The following is a 16378-nucleotide window of genomic DNA, read 5'->3' on the forward strand; positions in this document are numbered from 1 at the left end:
TCGGCCCTTTTGGCGTCTGCTGTCAGCCCTCGAGACTCGCGGCTGCGCCGCCTCGCTTCGAGGGCTGACAGCAGACGCGGGCCGAACCCCTTTGTGGGCCTCGCTGAACTCGGCACCGGCGAGTGGGCTGTTTTCGTGAAGTGAGTGGCGCATCCGGAGAAGCCATGAGTCTCGAGGGCGGACAGGCGACACAGGGGCCGAACCCCGCGCCGACGGAGTCGGCGCCGGCTACTCCGAGTGGCAGCGAACTATTCCGAGGCGGCGACTATCTGGTTCATGATTGCTACGGCGCGTTCCAGGACCTCGAGCTGGTCGGGGTCGAGGCCGGAGAGTTGGTCGCTCATCCAGGCCTCGCGGGCGCTGCGTTCGTCGGCGAGCAGGGTTTGGCCGGCGGGTGAGAGGGAGACGATGATCTGGCGGCCGTCGGTGGGGTGCGGATTACGTGCCACCAGACCGAGATCGGTGAGGGAGGCGATCACGCGGGTCATGGAGGGCGGCTGTACGCGCTCCTTGGCCGCCAGTGCACCGGGCGTCATCGAACCCTCGTTGCCGAGGGTGGCCAGAACAGAGAGCTGGGTCAGCGATATCTGCGATTCCGCACGCCGCCCGCGCAGATGCCGCGTCAAGCGCACCACGGCCAGCGAGAGGTCGCTGGCGAGCGCCCGCACATCCGAGTGGGTATTCACAAAGTGAACCATACGTGACACGCTTCCGATCGGTGCGCGTACCGAGGTTACGCTGAACGAATGAATCCGCAGCTCCCGCAGTTTCCGTCGTGGCTGACCGACCCACGTCCGGTCTTGGCGCTGGGCTCTGCGTTGTTCGCCGTCGCCGCCGTGGTGGTCTGGCTCTCCGGCGAACGCTGGGAATCGGCGCGTCCGGTCTGTCTGATGGGTCTGGCGGTCGGGGCGCTCGGTTATCTGATCTTCGCCGTGCAGCGCCGCGGCGCCCGGCGCGGAGACAAGGGCGCCCAGACCGGACTCTGACGGCGATAACGAATCGTTCCAGGCCACGCGGGCCGCGGGAAGGCGGCACCGGCGGCCCCGCCGACCTCGGCCATCCCGCATTGCGGGAATTGACTGTTGGGGTGTATCGCGCCAAACTCGCTCTGGTGTCCTCCCGATTGAGCGTCGAAGAACGACGGGCCCATCTGATCGAGGCCGCGATCGGCCTTGCCGAGAAGAAGGGGGTCGCGGGTGTCACCACCCGCGATGTCGCCCAGGCGGCCGGGGTCTCGCTGGGCGTGGTGCACTACTGCTTCGAGAACAAGGACGCGCTGATGACCGAATTGGTCAAGGCGCTATCGATGGAACTGCGCGATTCGGTGGACGCCAACGAATCGGTCTGGCAGGAGGCCGGTACCGGTAAGAACGCGCTGCGCGATCTGCTGCGGGCCGGGCTGGAACTCATGTGGCTCAATATCGAGGCCACCCCCGAACGCCAGCTGCTCACCTACGAGACCACCACCTACGCGTTGCGCGAGGGCGAGCAGACTCCCGCGAAACTGGCCATCGCCCGGGAGCAGTACAACTTCAACGATTCCACCGTGGCCGATGTGCTCGATCACGCCCGCGACGCCACCGGCAGCACCTGGTCGGTGCCGGTTCATCAACTGTCCCGGTTCACCCTCAGCGTGATCGACGGCATCGTCCTGCGCTGGCTGGTCGACAACGACAGTGAAAGCGTCCGAACCCAGCTGGACCTCCTCGCCCGGGCACTGGCCGGCCACGCGGAGTGAATCCCGGCGCGGCGCCGCCGCGCCCGGGTCACTGCGCCGGAACCGGTCGCAGTACGTGGGTTGTTTCGCCGTCCCGCCACCACGGCACGGAGACGGTCCGCACCACCGCACCCGACAGCCGCACCCGTAGTTCGTCGTGCACCACCAGTGGTCCCTGCTGCGGCGGGAGCCCGAACAGCCGCCGCAGGACCACCCCCAGCGGTTCCCGATCCCACGCGGTTTCCCGGCCCCGGCCCAGAACCTCCGCGTGCACCTGCTCCGAGACCAACGGCAGGTCGAGCAGAACGGCCAGTTCGGCCGCCGTGGCCGGATCCGCGACCACCAGCCGGTCGGGCGGCACCGCGAGACCGAAACAGGCCTGATCCAGCACCAGGGCGTCGGCTGCGTCGATCACCGCGCCGGTGAGCGCCCGCACCTGGTCCGGTGGGTCGATGGTGGTGAGATCGAGCCGGCCCACCGCCGCGCCCAGCCGGGCGTGGATCAGCGAAACCACTTCGGGCGCGGGGGTTCTCGCACTGTCGGCCAGCGCTTCCAGCAGCGTCTCGGCCAGCGGGAGATCGATGGTGTCCGGGTCGGCAAGGCAGCCCCGGAGCGCATCCAGGTCGGTACCGGACAGGCCGGGGATCGGCAGTTCCGGTAGCAGTCCGGCGAATTCGGCGTCCGCCGGGTGCCGGTAACCGCCCAGCGCGATCCCGTCGATCCGCGCGTACCGGCGCAGCCACCACGCGGTGTACCCGTCCGGATCGGCCAGCAGCGGGCGGATGTGCCCGGTGCTCAGCAGCCGCCACAGCGCTTCCGGCCAGGCCGCGTCGTCCACCAGGTCGAGATCGCGTACCGCCACGATCTCCGGCGGATCGTCGGACAGCCCGGCCCACCAGGTCTCCTCATCGTCGAGATGGTGATCGGGGCCGGTGGGATCGGTTTCGGCCACGATCCCGAAATCCCAGCCCACGCCGATCGCCTGGAGCGCCTCCGCGCCGTATTTGCCGACCACTTCGCGCGCGACCACACCGAAGGGCGAATCCGGCACCAGCAGTTCGATCAGCGGAGCGTCCGGTAGCAACAGTTCGTCGGCGGGCCGCGGATCACCGGCGGCGTCGGGCAGTTCGAGCAGACCCAGCCAGGGTGGCAACGCGTCCGCGTCGGCCGCGGCCGCCAGTCGCAGCACCGCGTCGACCGTATCGGGATCGCCGGGGTGGTCGGTCAGTTCGGCCCGCAGTGCCGGGTCCGACAGCAGATCCGCCACCCGCGCCCGCAGGGCGCCCAGCCGGGCCAGCAGCGGATGCGCGGCCCCCGGATGCACCAACCGGGCCCAATGCACCGGCACCGGGTCGGACAGCGCGGACAGTTCGTCGTCGAGGACGACAGTTCGAGGCCCGGTCACCGTTCGGCCGTCGGCCAGCGGCACCGCCAACGCTCCCAGTTCCTCGACCGACAGCGGGTCGGTGGCGAAGGGTTCGAGCGCGGTGTAGAACGCGAACCACCACGCCGGCGGCCGGTCCAGCCCACTCGACAACTCCGCCAGCCGCGCCAGTCCCAATCGGTGCACGCCGACGGCCGCCAGCGCCTCGGCCTGCCGGGAACCCGACCACTCGGGGATCACCAGCGGATCCAGCACACCGGCGAGGAGATCGGCGAGATCGGAGGTCAGACCGGGGAATACGCTCGCCCGCGCGGGTACCGCGACGCGTTCCGGCCCACCGGCGGGATCATCGGAGGCCGCGGGCGCACCGGCCTCCTCGGCGGGCACCGGCACCACCGGAACCCAGGGGCTGTCGCGCAGTTCGCTCAGCACCGCCTCGCGCAGCAGACCGTCGGCCTCGCTGCGGGCGAATCCCGGCGTGGGCACCAGCACCAGGCGGGCGCTCGGCGGCAGCGCCCGCGCGAAATCCGCGTACCCGGCCGCGAGGCCGGACAGCGGCGCGCCGGGCAACAGCCTACGGCGGTCCGGCTGCATGGCGACCTCGGCGATGAGCAACGCCGGCAGCGACAGCTCTTCGTCGGACCGGGTGGGCGCCCGCAGTACATCGGGTTTCGCGGCGACCGGGTCACCGCCCCGGACCGGGACCAGCCAGCGGGCGCGCTCGGTGCGGTACTGCCACCACACCTGCTCGGCCTCGCCGGTGGTGACCCGCAGTTCACTCAGGCCGCCGGGGCCGAGTTCACGGGTCTCGGCGCGCGCGGTGTACTCCCCGATCCGGATCTCGCGCAGCGCCGGCAACTCCAGCAACAGGTCGACGGCCTCGGCGCGCATGGATTCCAGTAGTGCCTCCGGATCCACATCCGCGCGCAACGACAGCACGATCTCGGTATCGGCGCCCGCCCGGGGCACCGCGGACTCCGGCCAGACCAGCCGCAGGGCCGGCGGTACGAACCCTTCCGGGGGCGCCGGTACCGTGACCCCGGCCTCCTCCAGGGCGCTGCGGGTGTCTTCCCGGGAGAAACGCACTGACCCGCTGGTGGAACGGAACTCGATCTCGTCGCTGACGGTCAGGACCGCGGTGAACCCGACCCCGAACCGCCCGACCGCCCCGCCGCCCGTCTTCCCGGACGAACGCAATGCGGTCAGCGCATGCACTCCCGGCGTGTCCAACGGCGCGCCGGTGTTGGCGATCGACAGCGTCCGGCCGGTACACCGGACCTCGACCCGTCCCGGCGCGCCGGCGGCGCGTGCGGCGTCCGCGGCATTCTGGGCCAATTCGGTGAGCAACCGGTCGCGGTAGCCGGCCGCGACGAGATCGGCCTCGGTCGCCGCGTCCTCGCGCAGCCGGGTCGGCGAATCGCGCCACGCCGTGAGCACCGCGTCGCGTAACCGCGACGTCTCGAACGGGTCGGTGGCGCCGAGGCGCCGATCCACGGACGTTTCCGCTGGTCCGAACCCATTGCCCGCCGCGTCGGTCTCACTCACCGAAACAGCCTACGTGCCGGGGATGGACTCGCCGAACTCGTCGTCGGTGCGGGCCACCAGCACTCGGTGTCGGTACGGCCGGTTCGTCAGCGACCGAACCCGCTGCGGCCCAATGCCTTCGGATCGGTTCGCCTTCGGATTGGTTCCGGTAGCGTGCCGGGTCTCGGGTATCAGGCCCCGGCGGCCGGTTCCCCGGGCGACCCGTCCTCGGTGTCGCCCGTCTCGGCTGCTGCCGCATGCTCGCCGGAGGCCGCATTCCCGGCCTCTCCCGGGGCGGTCCCGGTCGCTTCGGGCTCCGCGGCTCGGTTGTCCGGCGCGGATTCGGTGGCGGGCGGTTCGGTCCGGGCGGACACCGGTTGTTCGGCGACGACCGCTTCCGGCGCGATGGGCGCGGACACCGGTTCGGCCGGTCCCGGCTCGCCGGAGTCGTCGGCGGGGACTCCGGCGACGGTTTCCGGTGTCCCGGCGGGTGCCGCGCCCGAGTCGGGCAGATCGGCGGAATGCGTCGTCCCGGCCGGTACGGAGATGTCCGTGACGCCGTCGGTGGCGCGCGCCGGATCCGGCGCGCCCGCGGCCTCTGCCGACTCCCGCGCACCGGCGGCCCGGTTCGCCGACACCTCCGGCGGCGCGTCGCCGGGTGTGGCGGTTGCGGGCCGGCGCGAGCCGATCTCTTCCGCCGGGACGACCTCGACCGAGGCATCGTCGTACGCCTCGTAGATCGGCGAACCGGCACCGGTCGGCATCGTGGTGTCCGAATGCGCGCCGCATCCGTAGCCCGTGTGCACCACCCGGCCGTCCGCACCCATCACATTGGCGCAGACTCCGAACGCGGCCCGCAGCGCACCGGCCAGGGGGACGTAGAAACCGCAGGTCTCGCAGGTGGCAGGGGCGGCCTTGGCCATCTCGGCGTCGGGGCCGTGTTCGGCGTACCAACGCTCGGCGGCGTCGGCCCGGCCCTCCGGGCTCAGGACCTGTTTCCGCCCGAGACCGACCTGGCACGCCACCTCGTCGACCACTGGGTCGCCGGTGGCGGTGTAGCCGGGTACCAACCGCGGATCGTCCGCGGGCGGCGCCAGCAGATCGCCGGGGGCCAGGTCGCCGGGACGCACCCGCTGCTCCCACGGCACGAAATCCGGCGCGATCAACGCGTCGGGACCGGGTAGCAGCGCGGATTCGCTCACCGTCACCCGGTCGGTGTCCGGCGCGGCCGCGACCACGACGGCCCACTGCCAGCCGTGGTAACCCGGCAGGGTGGCCGCGAAGCGGTGGGTGGCCGCGCATTCGTCCTCGGCGCGAACTCCGAGATGTGGTCCGACTCCGGTCGGTTCCAGGTCCAGGAGCGCACGACGAGCCAGGTCGACGGCCCCTGCCAGGATCGTCCGCACCTCGGTGTCCGAAACAGATACTGCGCTCACGGTCTACATTTTGCCGTATGAAGCACACTCGGCGTACCTGGGTCGGTGCCGCGCTGCTCTGCCTGCTCGCTCCGAGCGCCTGCGGTGACGCCGACGGGGCCCCGCCGGGCCTGAGAACCGAGGTGCTGGCCACCCATCCGCACGACCCGGCCGCGTTCACTCAGGGCCTGGAAATCGACGGCGATGTGCTCTACGAAGGCACCGGGATGGTCGGGCGGTCCGGAGTACGCGCCACCGCCCGTACCGATGGCGCCGAACTCGCGCGGGCCGAGGTACCGCCCCCTTATTTCGGGGAGGGCGTCACCCGCGCCGGCGACACTGTGTGGCAGATCACCTGGCAGGAAGGGGTGGCCTTCGCCCGCGACCCGCGGACTCTGGCCGAGAAACACCGGGTCCGCTACGACGGCGAGGGCTGGGGGCTGTGTGCCCGGAACGGGCGGCTGGTCATGAGCGACGGTTCGGCCACCCTCACCTTCCGTGACCCCGTCACCTTCGCCCCCACCGGTTCGGTGACACTCACCGACCGCACCGATGCCCGGCTGAACGAACTCGATTGTGCGGCGGACGGGTCGGTCTACGCCAACGCGTGGCCGACCGACGAGATTCTGCGCATCGATCCGGACTCCGGGCGTGTCCTGGCGGTGATCGACGCGTCGGGCCTGCTGACCCCCGCTCAGCGTGCGGGCACCGACGTCCTCAACGGGATCGCCGCAATACCCGGAACCGACCGCTTCCTGATCACCGGAAAGTACTGGCCGTCGATGTTCGAAGTGCGTTTCGTCCCGGCCTGAGCACGCCCGTGGCCGAAGCGACACATCTCACTTTCCACCCGCACCGAGCAGGGCGGGGTTTCAGCCGTCGCGGCGTGGGCCAGAATTGAGGAGTGCCCACTTCCCGCGAGCCCTCCGGTTCCGATCGCGGTCGGTGGCCCGCCGGCGAGTCTCCGCCACCCCAGCGGCATCCAGGTTTCGACCGCTACCCACCGCCGAACGTGCCACACCGCAACCGCGAACCCGACGCAAACCGCCCCACACCGCCACCGACCCGGCCCTACCACTCGGACGATCCGCAGGCCGGCCCCGAACCCCGTGGTCCGGTCTCACGAGGCGATGACCGGGTACCGCCGGCCGGGGGACGACGGTCGCCGGAACAGGGCAGCAGCCGGTTCACCCGCGTCTTTGGTTCCCGGGGCCGGGCACGAACCCCGGAGCCGGCACCTCCGGCCGGTCGCGGCGCCCCCTCCGCTCCGGAGCGACCGGCCGAGCCTTTCACCGAATCGGCCCCGATCACCGCGTCCTATCGGATAGACGACAAAAACGGCGCCGAACCGCGGCCCACCGAACGCGATGCGTTCCGCCCTCCCCTCGACCCCCGCCGGCACGAGAAGCGAGCCCCCGATCACGGCCCCGCCACACCCGGTGGACGGTACGACCGCGCGGCCGGCCCTGTGCCCACGGAACCGGCGCCGACGGCGGAGTACCCCGCCGCCGAACCCGGCCCGGAGGCCGACGACGACCGCCGGGGCCCTCGCAAACTCACCGTCACCAGGGTCGCGGCGATGCGCGGGCGCGAGCTCACGGGTAGAGGTATCGCCACCTTCCGGCGCGCGGCCGAAGCCGACGGCGCGGACAAATCGGGGCTCACCGCGCTGACCTACGCCACGATGGCGAACTTCGCGCTGGACGCGGCGATCGCTGTCGCGCTGGCCAACACGTTGTTCTTCGCCAGCGCGACCGCCGAGAGCAAATCCAAGGTCGCGCTGTACCTGCTGATCACCATTGCCCCGTTCGCGATCATCGCGCCCCTCATCGGCCCCGCGCTGGACCGGCTCCAGCGCGGTCGCAGACTCGCGCTGGCCAGTTCGTTCGCCGCGCGCGCGGTAGTGGCGGTCGTCCTGATCTTCAGCATGGGCAGCTGGGTGCTCTACCCGCTCGCGCTGTGCATGATGGTGCTCAGCAAATCGTTCGCGGTGCTCAAGAGCGCGGTCACACCGCGGGTACTGCCACCGGATATCGACCTGGTGCGCACCAATTCCCGGCTCACGGTTTTCGGGCTGGTCGGCGGGACGCTGGGCGCCGGGGGGCTCGCGGGGGTCGCCGCGGCGATCGCGGGTTCCACCGGAGCGCTGATCTTCGCGACCGGGATCGCGGTGGGCGGAGCCTATCTGAGCTGGAAGATTCCGCGCTGGGTCGAGATCACCGAGGGTGAGGTACCCACCACACTCGGCTACCACCGGCATCGCCCGGAGGACGAGACGCCGGAGGACGAGGATGCCGCGATCCCGGCCCGCAAACGGCGTCAGCCCCTGGGCCGGGCGGTGGTCACCGGGCTCTGGGGTAACGGCAGCATCCGGGTGCTGACCGGATTCCTCACCTTCTACGTCGCGTTCGTCGCCAAGGCCACCGAGCATCGCCCGGTGCAGCAGGCGGCGATGCTGGGACTGGTCGGCGCGGCCGCCGCCATCGGCAACTTCGCCGGCAACGCCACCGGCGCCCGGCTCCGGCTGGGCCGGCCGTCGCTCATCGTGGTGAACTGCACAATGGGGTGCACGGTCGTGGCGGTGGCCGCCCTGATACTGGACAACCTGCTCGGCGCCGCGCTGGCCGCGCTGGTCGCCGCCGGGGCCAGCGCCCTGGCCAAGGTGTCGCTGGACGCCGCGATCCAGGACGACCTCCCACCGGAGTCGATCGCCTCCGGGTTCGGGCGTTCGGAGACGGTGCTGCAGCTGAGCTGGGTGATCGGCGGCGCGGGCGGCGTACTGCTGCCGACCGACTATTGGAAGGGTTTCGCGGTGGTCAGTGCGGTGCTGGCCGCGGGCCTCGTCCAGACTGTGGTGAGCTACCGCGGGCACAGCCTGCTCCCCGGCCTCGGCGGCCACCGCCCGCTGCACGCCGGGCAGGAGATCCCGCATCACGACCATCCACCACAAGGAGACGCCGCCCGGTGAGTACGAACAAGGTCCGCACGATGCTCGCACTGGCCCTGGCCGGGGTGCTGGTACTGGTGGCCGGGACCGCCGGTGTCGTCTGGCTGCTGGCCCGCGACGCCGAACCGCATGAGCCCGAACTCACCGCCTACGCGCACGGCACCGCCGTCACCGTGCCGCCGTTCCGCTACTGCACCGTCCGGATGCAGGACTGCCGCCAGGGCGAAACCGCGTTCCTGGAGGTCCCGGCGGGCGATCCGCTGCAGATCTCACTGCCCGACGAAATCGTCGGCACCCCATGGGAACTGCTGCCGCTGTACGCGCGCGCCGACGGCGAGGTCGTGGAAAAGCCGAGTTCCTACCGCGATCATCCGCAGGATGTCCGCGCGCTGACCGTCGATTCTCGGCCCGAGCCCGGGCTGGAGCTGATCGGGGTGGAGTTGCAGGTGATGATCATCGCCATCGACGAGGCCGGTAACGAATTCCCGATCCCGCACGCAGTCTGGTCGATCAAAACCGCCTGAGACGATCACGGACCGGCCCGATCAGCCGGGCCGGCCCGTGTTTCGCTGCTATCGGACGCTCAGCTGTCGAGTTCGCGCGCCACGGCGCGGACCACCTCGGAGATACGCTGCGCGGTCTTGCGGTCCGGATACCGGCCCTTGCGCAGATCCGGCTGCACCTTCGCCTCCAGCAGCGTGATCATGTCCTCGACCATGCCGTGCAGCTCGTCCGGGCTGTGTTTGCGGGCGGGCGCTTCCTTGCGGGAGTTGCGCTCCTGGTTCTGCCGGACCGACGGGGGCGCCTCGACGAGTTTCAGGCTCAGCGCCTGCGGGCCGCGGCGACCCGCGGCCATCCCGAACTCGACCCGCTGACCCGGCTTCAGCGACTCCACACCCTGGGGCAGCGCGGACGAGCGGACGTAGACGTCCTCCCCCTCGTCCTGGGAAAGGAAGCCGAAGCCCTTTTCCACGTCGTACCATTTCACCTTGCCGGTCGGCACTGCGCTCACCCGTTCGTCTGTTCGGCACCCCGGCCCAGCGGGCCCGGGCACACACGTCTGCCGGGACCGCCGGTAGCGGGCCCTGCCATTACTCGAAAAACGCGCCCCGCAAGCATGCAGGACGCGAGATCGTTCCCGAGTCTACCCCGGTGAGCATGGCACCAGCACATCGGTTTTACCGTCGAACAGTGACGAACCCCGCCGATCCCGGCCCCTCCACCCCGCCTCCCGGACGTCCATCCGGCAACTGGCTGCTGCAGGTCGCACTGGGCCTTTTCACCATCGGGCTGCTCGCCGTCGTGGCGATCTTCCTGACCCCGATCCTCACCGACGGCAAACCGGGGCTCTGGTTGTACCTCGGCGCGATGCTGGCGCCGGTCGGTTTCATCCTGGCGCTGATCTTCGCGCTGCGATCGGGACGCCGATCCAGGTGACAACTGTTCAGTACCCCGCCCGGTAGCGACCGAAGCGTTATGTGATCATAATCACATAACGAGAAGGTAACGAGGCGGGTGTCGGGTTCGCCGTTCCGTGATGCGGCGTCACTAGCTGCGCAGAGTCGCTGACCTCGGTTCGAGACCGCTCCGCAACCGCTCCGCACACGCCGGTTACCAAATAGTGATTTTTCGGCGGGAACGTCGTACCGTCTATCCCAGCCGGGGCCTCCCGGCCCACCGGCCCGCCGCACCGAACCTCGCCCCGCGGGTACCGGACCCCAACGGAAACCAGAGGGGCGAGGGCGGGACGGGCACCCTCTCAGCCTGGACCCGAGCGAATCCCTCGCAGGTGCGTACGAGAGGAAGACGAACCCGAATGAGTGGACGCCATCGCAAGCCCACCAATACCGGTCGCACTGTTGCCAAGGTCGCCGTCACCGGCGCCATGATTAGTGGTGCGGGTGCAGCCCTCGCCGGTACCGCCAGCGCGGCACCCGACTCCGACTGGGATCGACTCGCGCAGTGCGAAGCCGGCGGCAACTGGGGCATCAACACCGGCAACGGCTATCACGGCGGCCTGCAGTTCTCACCGAGCACCTGGAAGGCCAACGGCGGTGGCGAATATGCCCCGACCGCGAACCAGGCCTCTCGCGAACAGCAGATCGTCGTCGCCGAGAAAGTACTGGCCTCGCAGGGCTGGGGCGCATGGCCCTCCTGCTCGTCCTCGCTCGGCCTGAGCAGCGGTTCCACACCGCGTGAAACCCCGGCCGACACCCCCGCCGTGCAGACGGAAACCCCGAGCACCCAGAGCACCCCCGCCGCGCCGCAGCAGCAGGTCCCGGCCGCTCAGCCGCAGGCCCAGACGCAGTCGCAGGAGGTCTTCACCGCCGTGGATCGCGCACTCGCCGCGGTGCAGGCGCAGGGCGTGCAGGTTCCGCAGCCCGCGCTGGATCTGTTCCAGGCCGTCAAGGCGAACAACCCCCAGCTGGATCCGGGCGTCCTCGGCCTCTACGAGACCCACAAGGGCATGCTGCCTTCCTGAGCAGCGCCACCCACAGCTACGAAAGAACCCCGCATCCCATCATCGGATGCGGGGTTCTTTCGTTCGTCCGCTCAGCGGTTGATAACCGTGTTCGGATGGACATACGGCAGCTGCTCGGCAGCCACCGGGAACTCGGTGTCCTCGCCGAAGGGCGAGAGATTACCGGAACGGGCCGACGACAGTTCGGTGACGGCATGCTCACCGTCGGCCACCTCGGGCCAGCCGTTGTCGATGTAGGGTTTCTTCGATTTGTTCACCACGTCCTCATTCTGGCATGCCCGCACCGCCGCCCAGCAGGACAACCACGTGGCGGGCCGGTTTGCGGGCGAGGACGGGCCGGCCGGAACCGCGTACCGGGCCCGAGCGACCCACGCCGTCACCACCTGCACCGGTCACGGCTAATCTGGACCGGATGACCGGGTCCAACTCCTATACCGCCTGGCTCGGCGGGCGATCCGATGCCCAACTCGTGGCTCTGCTCGAACGGCGGCCGGATCTCGCGGTACCGCTGCCCTCCTCCATGTCCGTACTGGCCACCCGCGCCGAACAACGCGCTTCGGTATTGCGGGCCGCCGATGATCTGGACACGGTGGCCTTCGGGATCGTGGAAGCCCTGGCGATGCATACCGCCGGCGGGCACGAGCCGATGACCCGCACCGAGCTCAAACGGTCACTGCGTGGGCGGGCGAAGGCGGCGACGGTGGACGCGGCGCTCGCCGAACTGAGCGATCGGGCGCTGATCTGGTCGGCCGGCGACCGGCTGCGGCTGGTCCCGGCGACCGCGGAAGCCCTTCCGTGGCCCCTGGGCAACGGAACCCGGGCCGAAGCGCTGACCGAGGCGGAAATAGCCGACGCGCTGCCCACCCTGCCCGCCGCAGAACGCGCACTGCTCGACAAACTCGCCGAAACCGGCCCGCGCGGACGCACCCGCGATGCCGCACCCGATGCCCCCGCGGACCGCCCGGTCCCCCGGCTCCTGGCCCGGCAGTTGCTGCGCCGCATCGACGACGAGACCGTGGAACTACCGGCGTCGGTCGCCGCGCTACTGCGGTCGGAGCCGGTCGTCGATCCGTACCATCTGGCACCACCCGAACTCGCGGCGACAGTCCATCCGATGGCCGAGGTGAACGCTGTCGGAGCCGGTGAAGTCGGCGAACTGCTGCGACATTGCACGGCGATACTCGAAGTACTGGGCCAGGCGCCGGCACCGGCGCTCCGCGCGGGTGGACTCGGAGTACGGGAATTGCGCCGCGTCGCCAAAGCGGCCGGAGTCGACGAGACCCGGGCCGGGCTGCTGGTGGAGTTGCTGGCCGCCGCGAAACTGATCGAGAAGGGATTTCCCGACCCGGCGCCCGAGGGCGACGCCGAGGATTTCTGGGCGCCGACCCCGGCCACCGATTCCTGGCTGGAGGCGCCGCCCGCCCGCCGCTGGGTTCCGCTCGCCCTCGCGTGGCTGGAGATGGACCGCTACCCCTGGATGATCGGAGCCCGCGATACCGCGGATAAACCGCTGGCGGCGCTCGCCCACGAACTCCGGCTCCCCTACGCGGTGCGCGACCGCCGCACGATTCTCGACGCGGTCGCCGAGCAACCTTCCGGCACGGCCGTACCGGCCGCCGATATCGCCCGGCTGCTGGCCTGGCGGCTGCCCCGGCGCCGTCGGCTCTATCGAGGCGGAGCCGTGGACAACACCCTGCGCGAAGCCGCGACGCTCGGCCTCGTCGGCCGCGGCGCGCTCACCGCGGCCGCGCGGGCACTACTGGAGGGATCGGCCACACGGGCCGAAGCGGAACTGGAGACGGCTCTCCCTGATCCGGTCGATCACGTACTGGTCCAGGCCGATCTGACGGTAGTGGCTCCCGGCCCGCTCACCGCGGAGCTGAACCGGCGGATCGAACTGGTCGCCGATGTGGAATCCGCGGGTGCCGCCACCGTCTACCGGCTGAGTGAAGCGTCGCTGCGGCGGGCACTCGACGCCGGGTTCACCGCGGCCGAACTCCACAGTCTGTTCGACCGCCATTCCCGGACCCCCGTCCCGCAGACCCTCACCTACCTGATCGACGACGTGGCGCGCCGCCACGGGCAGTTGCGGGCGGGAATGGCGCAATCGTTCGTGCGCAGCGAAGATCCGGCACTGCTCGCCCAGGTGCTCGCCTCTCCGGTCGCGGAGGTGCTGGCGCTACGCGGGATCGCGCCGACCGTGGCGATATCCCAGGCCCCGCTCGGCGAGCTGTTCGAGGAATTGCGAACCGCCGGATTCAGTCCCGCGGGTGAAGATGCCTCCGGTGCGATCGTGGATCTACGCCGGCGGGGCGCGCGGATCAATGTGCGGCCGTTGGCCCGGCACCCGTACCGGCCGTCCCCACCCAGCACCGAACAGCTGGAGATACTGGTCACCGAACTGCGCGCCGGCGACCGGGCGGCCACCGCCGCCCCCGGGCAGTCGGTACGCAGCGACGGCAGCCGCACCAGCACCGCCGCGGCGCTGGCCCTGCTGCAACTGGCCGCGCGTGTCCGCCGGCAAGTACATATCGGCTACGTCGACGCCAAAGGCACCGCGATCCAGCGCGTGGTCGAACCGGTGCGGGTCGGCAACGGTCAGCTCGAGGCCCTCGACCCCGTCACCGGAACCCTGCGCCAGTTCACACTGCACCGGATCTCATCGGTCGCGCTGCTCGAATAGCGCCGACGGTCAGCCACGCAGATCGCCCGGGTACAGATACTGGTCCGGTGGCGGGGTGGTACCCAACAACCAGGCGTCGAAGAACCCGGTGAGATCGGTCGGCGATTTCGACTGGATGAACGCCCGGAATTCCGGCATCGACGAATGCCCGTAGGCATGTGCGGACGCGAATTCCCGCAGCGCGCCGAAGAACACCGTGTCACCCAGCTGTTTGCGCAACGCGTGCAGAAACAGCGGTCCGCGATAGTAGACCGAGGTGAACATCTTCTCCGGACCCGGATTCTGCAGTGCCACTTCCCAGAACTTCGGTTTCGACAGCGCCCGGCGGATCGTGTCCCGGTATTCGGCGTCCACATCCTTGCCCTCCACCCGCTCCGGCCACAGATAGTCGGCGGTATAGCTGGCCAGACATTCGTTGAGGCAGATATCGGACCAGCTGTACACCGAAACCGAATCGCCCCACCACTGATGGGCCATCTCGTGCACCACGGTGTTCAAATCCGCCCAGTCCGCATAGGTCGGCCGGGTCTGGGTCTCCAGCGAGAACGGCAGCGGTGCGGACAGGAATATGCCGCCCGCGGCGTCGAACGGATACGGGCCGTAGAGATTTTCGATGAAATCGAGAACTTCCGGCAACCGTTGCTCATGCTCACGCAGACCTTCCACGCCCGGAGCGAATCCGCTCAGCAGCGGCGTACCGTTCGCCCGGCGCTGCTCGAGATACTCGAAATGGTCCACGGCCACCGTGGTCAGATACCCGATCACCGGCTTGCGCTGCTCCCACGTGACCGTGCGGGAGCCGTCGCGCACCTCGTCACGCACCCGGACCCCGCCCGACATCACCTCCCATTCCGCCGGGACCGTGGTGTGCAGCGTGAAGGTCGCCTTGTCCCGCGGAGAATCATTGAGCGGATACCAGGTGGCCGCCGAATGCGGTTCACCGGCAGCGAAAGCCCCACCCGTCGGTGCGTAGGTCCAGCCCTCACCACCGGTATCGGCCGCGACACCCGCGTAATCGACGGTGACGGTGAACGGCAGGCCGGGCAACAGCGGCAGCGGAGGATGCACGACCAGCTCGTGCGGTGCGCGCGATTCGAAACCCGCGGGCAGGTTGTTCACCCGTACCGCACGCACCGGCGGACCGTTGAAATCCAGATTGAACGAGGTGAGCGGCTGCGTTGCCAGCGCGTCGATCCGAGTCGACCCGGTGAGCTGATGATCCGCCGGGTCATAGCCCAGGGTCACCTCGTAATGCTGGGCGTCGTACCCACCGTTCCCGTCCTGCGGGAAATAGGGATCACCCAAACCATCCGACCCCGCCAGCACCCCCGGCGCCTGAGCTCCGGCCGGTGCGAGCGATAGGCCCGACAGCACCACCACCCCGGCGACGAGCCAGCGGGTGAACCCCATGCGATACCCCTTCCACGGTCGAGTGCGGGCAGCAGTAACCCCCGCCCGACGACGTTAGCCTGTGTATCTTTTTCGGCGCGGCTTCGCCGCGCGGGGTTCGGCGAGGTGTGGTGAGTGCGTGAAACGATCGGGCAATGGACAGCCCCGATCCGCTCCACCGAGATGCGACCGCGCCGAATGAGGTTCAGGCAGCACACGAGCATTCCAGGCTGCATCGCGTCGAGGTCGAAAAGAGCACGATCGTGGTTGCTTCCACTGTTGCTCGGCCTTCCCGCCCTCGGAGATCCGAGAATGGGCCGACACGGATACCGGCGGGCGGGGCCGGACGGCGCTGTGCCCCCGGTGCGGTATCGACAGCGTCATAGGCGATCGGTCGGGGTACCCCGTCACGACCGAATTCCTGGAATCGATGCGTGTGCACTGGTTCTGAGCCGTTCGGGGCAGACACGGCATCGGACCATGGAGTGCGACCTTCGAGTTCTCGTATGGCCGCGGCACCTATTCAGGTAGTTCGTGGTGTGGGTGATGTGGGTGGCCTCGTGTCGGAGCAGGCTTGCTCGTGAAGGTAGGGAGGTGGCCTTGCTCGCCAAAATGGGGTAGGTGACCTCACCCGCCAAGGTAGGGAGGCGACCTCACCCGCCAAGGTAGCGAGGCGACCTCACCCGCCAAGGTGGGGCAGGTGACCTCACCCGCCAAGGTGGGGCAGGTGACCTTGCTCGTGAAGGTGCTGTGTTTATTGGCGCGCTGGCGCGCGCGGGGTTCGGCCCCCGAAGCGTCTGCTGTCAGCCCTCGAGACTCGCGGCTGCGCCGCCTCGC

14 protein-coding genes are annotated in these 16378 nt (G+C 69.8%); 8 read left to right on the forward strand and 6 right to left on the reverse strand.

Features of this window, described 5'->3' with window-relative positions; translation table 11 throughout:
* Positions 1-248 precede the first annotated feature (248 nt).
* Complete coding sequence (locus AB0F41_RS29685) at positions 249-686, reverse strand: MarR family transcriptional regulator (RefSeq protein ID WP_357429564.1); 438 nt, start codon at positions 684-686, stop codon at positions 249-251.
* 60 nt (positions 687-746) lie between these two features.
* On the opposite strand from AB0F41_RS29685, the gene AB0F41_RS29690 reads away from it, so the two are divergent.
* Complete coding sequence (locus AB0F41_RS29690; RefSeq protein ID WP_357429566.1) at positions 747-986, forward strand: DUF2530 domain-containing protein; 240 nt, start codon at positions 747-749, stop codon at positions 984-986.
* 125 nt (positions 987-1111) lie between these two features.
* On the forward strand, positions 1112-1738 hold the full coding sequence (locus tag AB0F41_RS29695; protein WP_357429568.1) for a TetR family transcriptional regulator: 627 nt from the start codon (positions 1112-1114) through the stop codon (positions 1736-1738).
* A gap of 28 nt (positions 1739-1766) precedes the next feature.
* Here the strand turns inward: AB0F41_RS29695 and AB0F41_RS29700 are convergent, their stop codons facing one another.
* Positions 1767-4646, reverse strand: a complete 2880-nt coding sequence (locus tag AB0F41_RS29700) for an ATP-binding protein (RefSeq protein ID WP_357429570.1) — start codon at positions 4644-4646, stop codon at positions 1767-1769.
* Between the two features lie 170 nt (positions 4647-4816).
* Positions 4817-6061 carry a DUF3027 domain-containing protein gene (locus AB0F41_RS29705; protein ID WP_357429572.1) on the reverse strand — a complete coding sequence of 415 codons (1245 nt, stop codon included), beginning with the start codon at positions 6059-6061 and terminating at the stop codon, positions 4817-4819.
* Positions 6062-6078: 17 nt separating this feature from the next.
* On the opposite strand from AB0F41_RS29705, the gene AB0F41_RS29710 reads away from it, so the two are divergent.
* The 3 genes from AB0F41_RS29710 to AB0F41_RS29720 all read left to right on the forward strand — a co-directional run bounded on the left by AB0F41_RS29710 (position 6079) and on the right by AB0F41_RS29720 (position 9511).
* Positions 6079-6852 (forward strand): glutaminyl-peptide cyclotransferase, encoded by a 774-nt coding sequence (locus AB0F41_RS29710; RefSeq protein ID WP_357429574.1) that lies wholly within the window; start codon positions 6079-6081, stop codon positions 6850-6852.
* Positions 6853-7508: 656 nt separating this feature from the next.
* Positions 7509-9008 carry an MFS transporter gene (locus tag AB0F41_RS29715; RefSeq protein ID WP_357429576.1) on the forward strand — a complete coding sequence of 500 codons (1500 nt, stop codon included), beginning with the start codon at positions 7509-7511 and terminating at the stop codon, positions 9006-9008.
* Complete coding sequence (locus AB0F41_RS29720; protein ID WP_357429578.1) at positions 9005-9511, forward strand: DUF2771 domain-containing protein; 507 nt, start codon at positions 9005-9007, stop codon at positions 9509-9511. The genes AB0F41_RS29715 and AB0F41_RS29720 overlap by 4 nt, the downstream gene beginning before the upstream one ends.
* Before the next feature lie 59 nt (positions 9512-9570).
* On the opposite strand, the gene AB0F41_RS29725 is transcribed toward AB0F41_RS29720, so the two are convergent.
* The gene (locus AB0F41_RS29725; RefSeq protein WP_357429589.1) at positions 9571-9990 is read right to left on the reverse strand and encodes a cold-shock protein; all 420 of its coding nucleotides are present in this window, start codon (positions 9988-9990) and stop codon (positions 9571-9573) included.
* A gap of 155 nt (positions 9991-10145) precedes the next feature.
* Here AB0F41_RS29725 and AB0F41_RS29730 point away from each other — a divergent pair, with 155 nt between their 5' ends.
* Both AB0F41_RS29730 and AB0F41_RS29735 read left to right on the forward strand, forming a co-directional pair.
* Positions 10146-10424 carry a hypothetical protein gene (locus AB0F41_RS29730; protein ID WP_357429579.1) on the forward strand — a complete coding sequence of 93 codons (279 nt, stop codon included), beginning with the start codon at positions 10146-10148 and terminating at the stop codon, positions 10422-10424.
* Positions 10425-10803: 379 nt separating this feature from the next.
* Entirely contained in the window at positions 10804-11469 is a 666-nt protein-coding gene (locus AB0F41_RS29735; RefSeq protein ID WP_357429581.1) for a transglycosylase family protein, read from the forward strand.
* A 71-nt stretch (positions 11470-11540) separates the two neighbouring features.
* On the opposite strand, the gene AB0F41_RS29740 is transcribed toward AB0F41_RS29735, so the two are convergent.
* Positions 11541-11729, reverse strand: a complete 189-nt coding sequence (locus AB0F41_RS29740) for a hypothetical protein (RefSeq protein WP_357429583.1) — start codon at positions 11727-11729, stop codon at positions 11541-11543.
* A 152-nt stretch (positions 11730-11881) separates the two neighbouring features.
* On the opposite strand from AB0F41_RS29740, the gene AB0F41_RS29745 reads away from it, so the two are divergent.
* A complete protein-coding gene (locus tag AB0F41_RS29745; protein ID WP_357429585.1) occupies positions 11882-14152 on the forward strand; it encodes a helicase-associated domain-containing protein in 2271 nt (756 codons plus the stop codon).
* Positions 14153-14161: 9 nt separating this feature from the next.
* Here AB0F41_RS29745 and AB0F41_RS29750 read toward each other — a convergent pair whose 3' ends face one another.
* Positions 14162-15562 carry a M1 family metallopeptidase gene (locus AB0F41_RS29750; RefSeq protein ID WP_357429587.1) on the reverse strand — a complete coding sequence of 467 codons (1401 nt, stop codon included), beginning with the start codon at positions 15560-15562 and terminating at the stop codon, positions 14162-14164.
* Between the last annotated feature and the right edge of the window lie 816 nt (positions 15563-16378).

It is taken from the genome of Nocardia sp. NPDC024068, from assembly GCF_040638875.1.
Lineage (GTDB): Bacteria > Actinomycetota > Actinomycetes > Mycobacteriales > Mycobacteriaceae > Nocardia.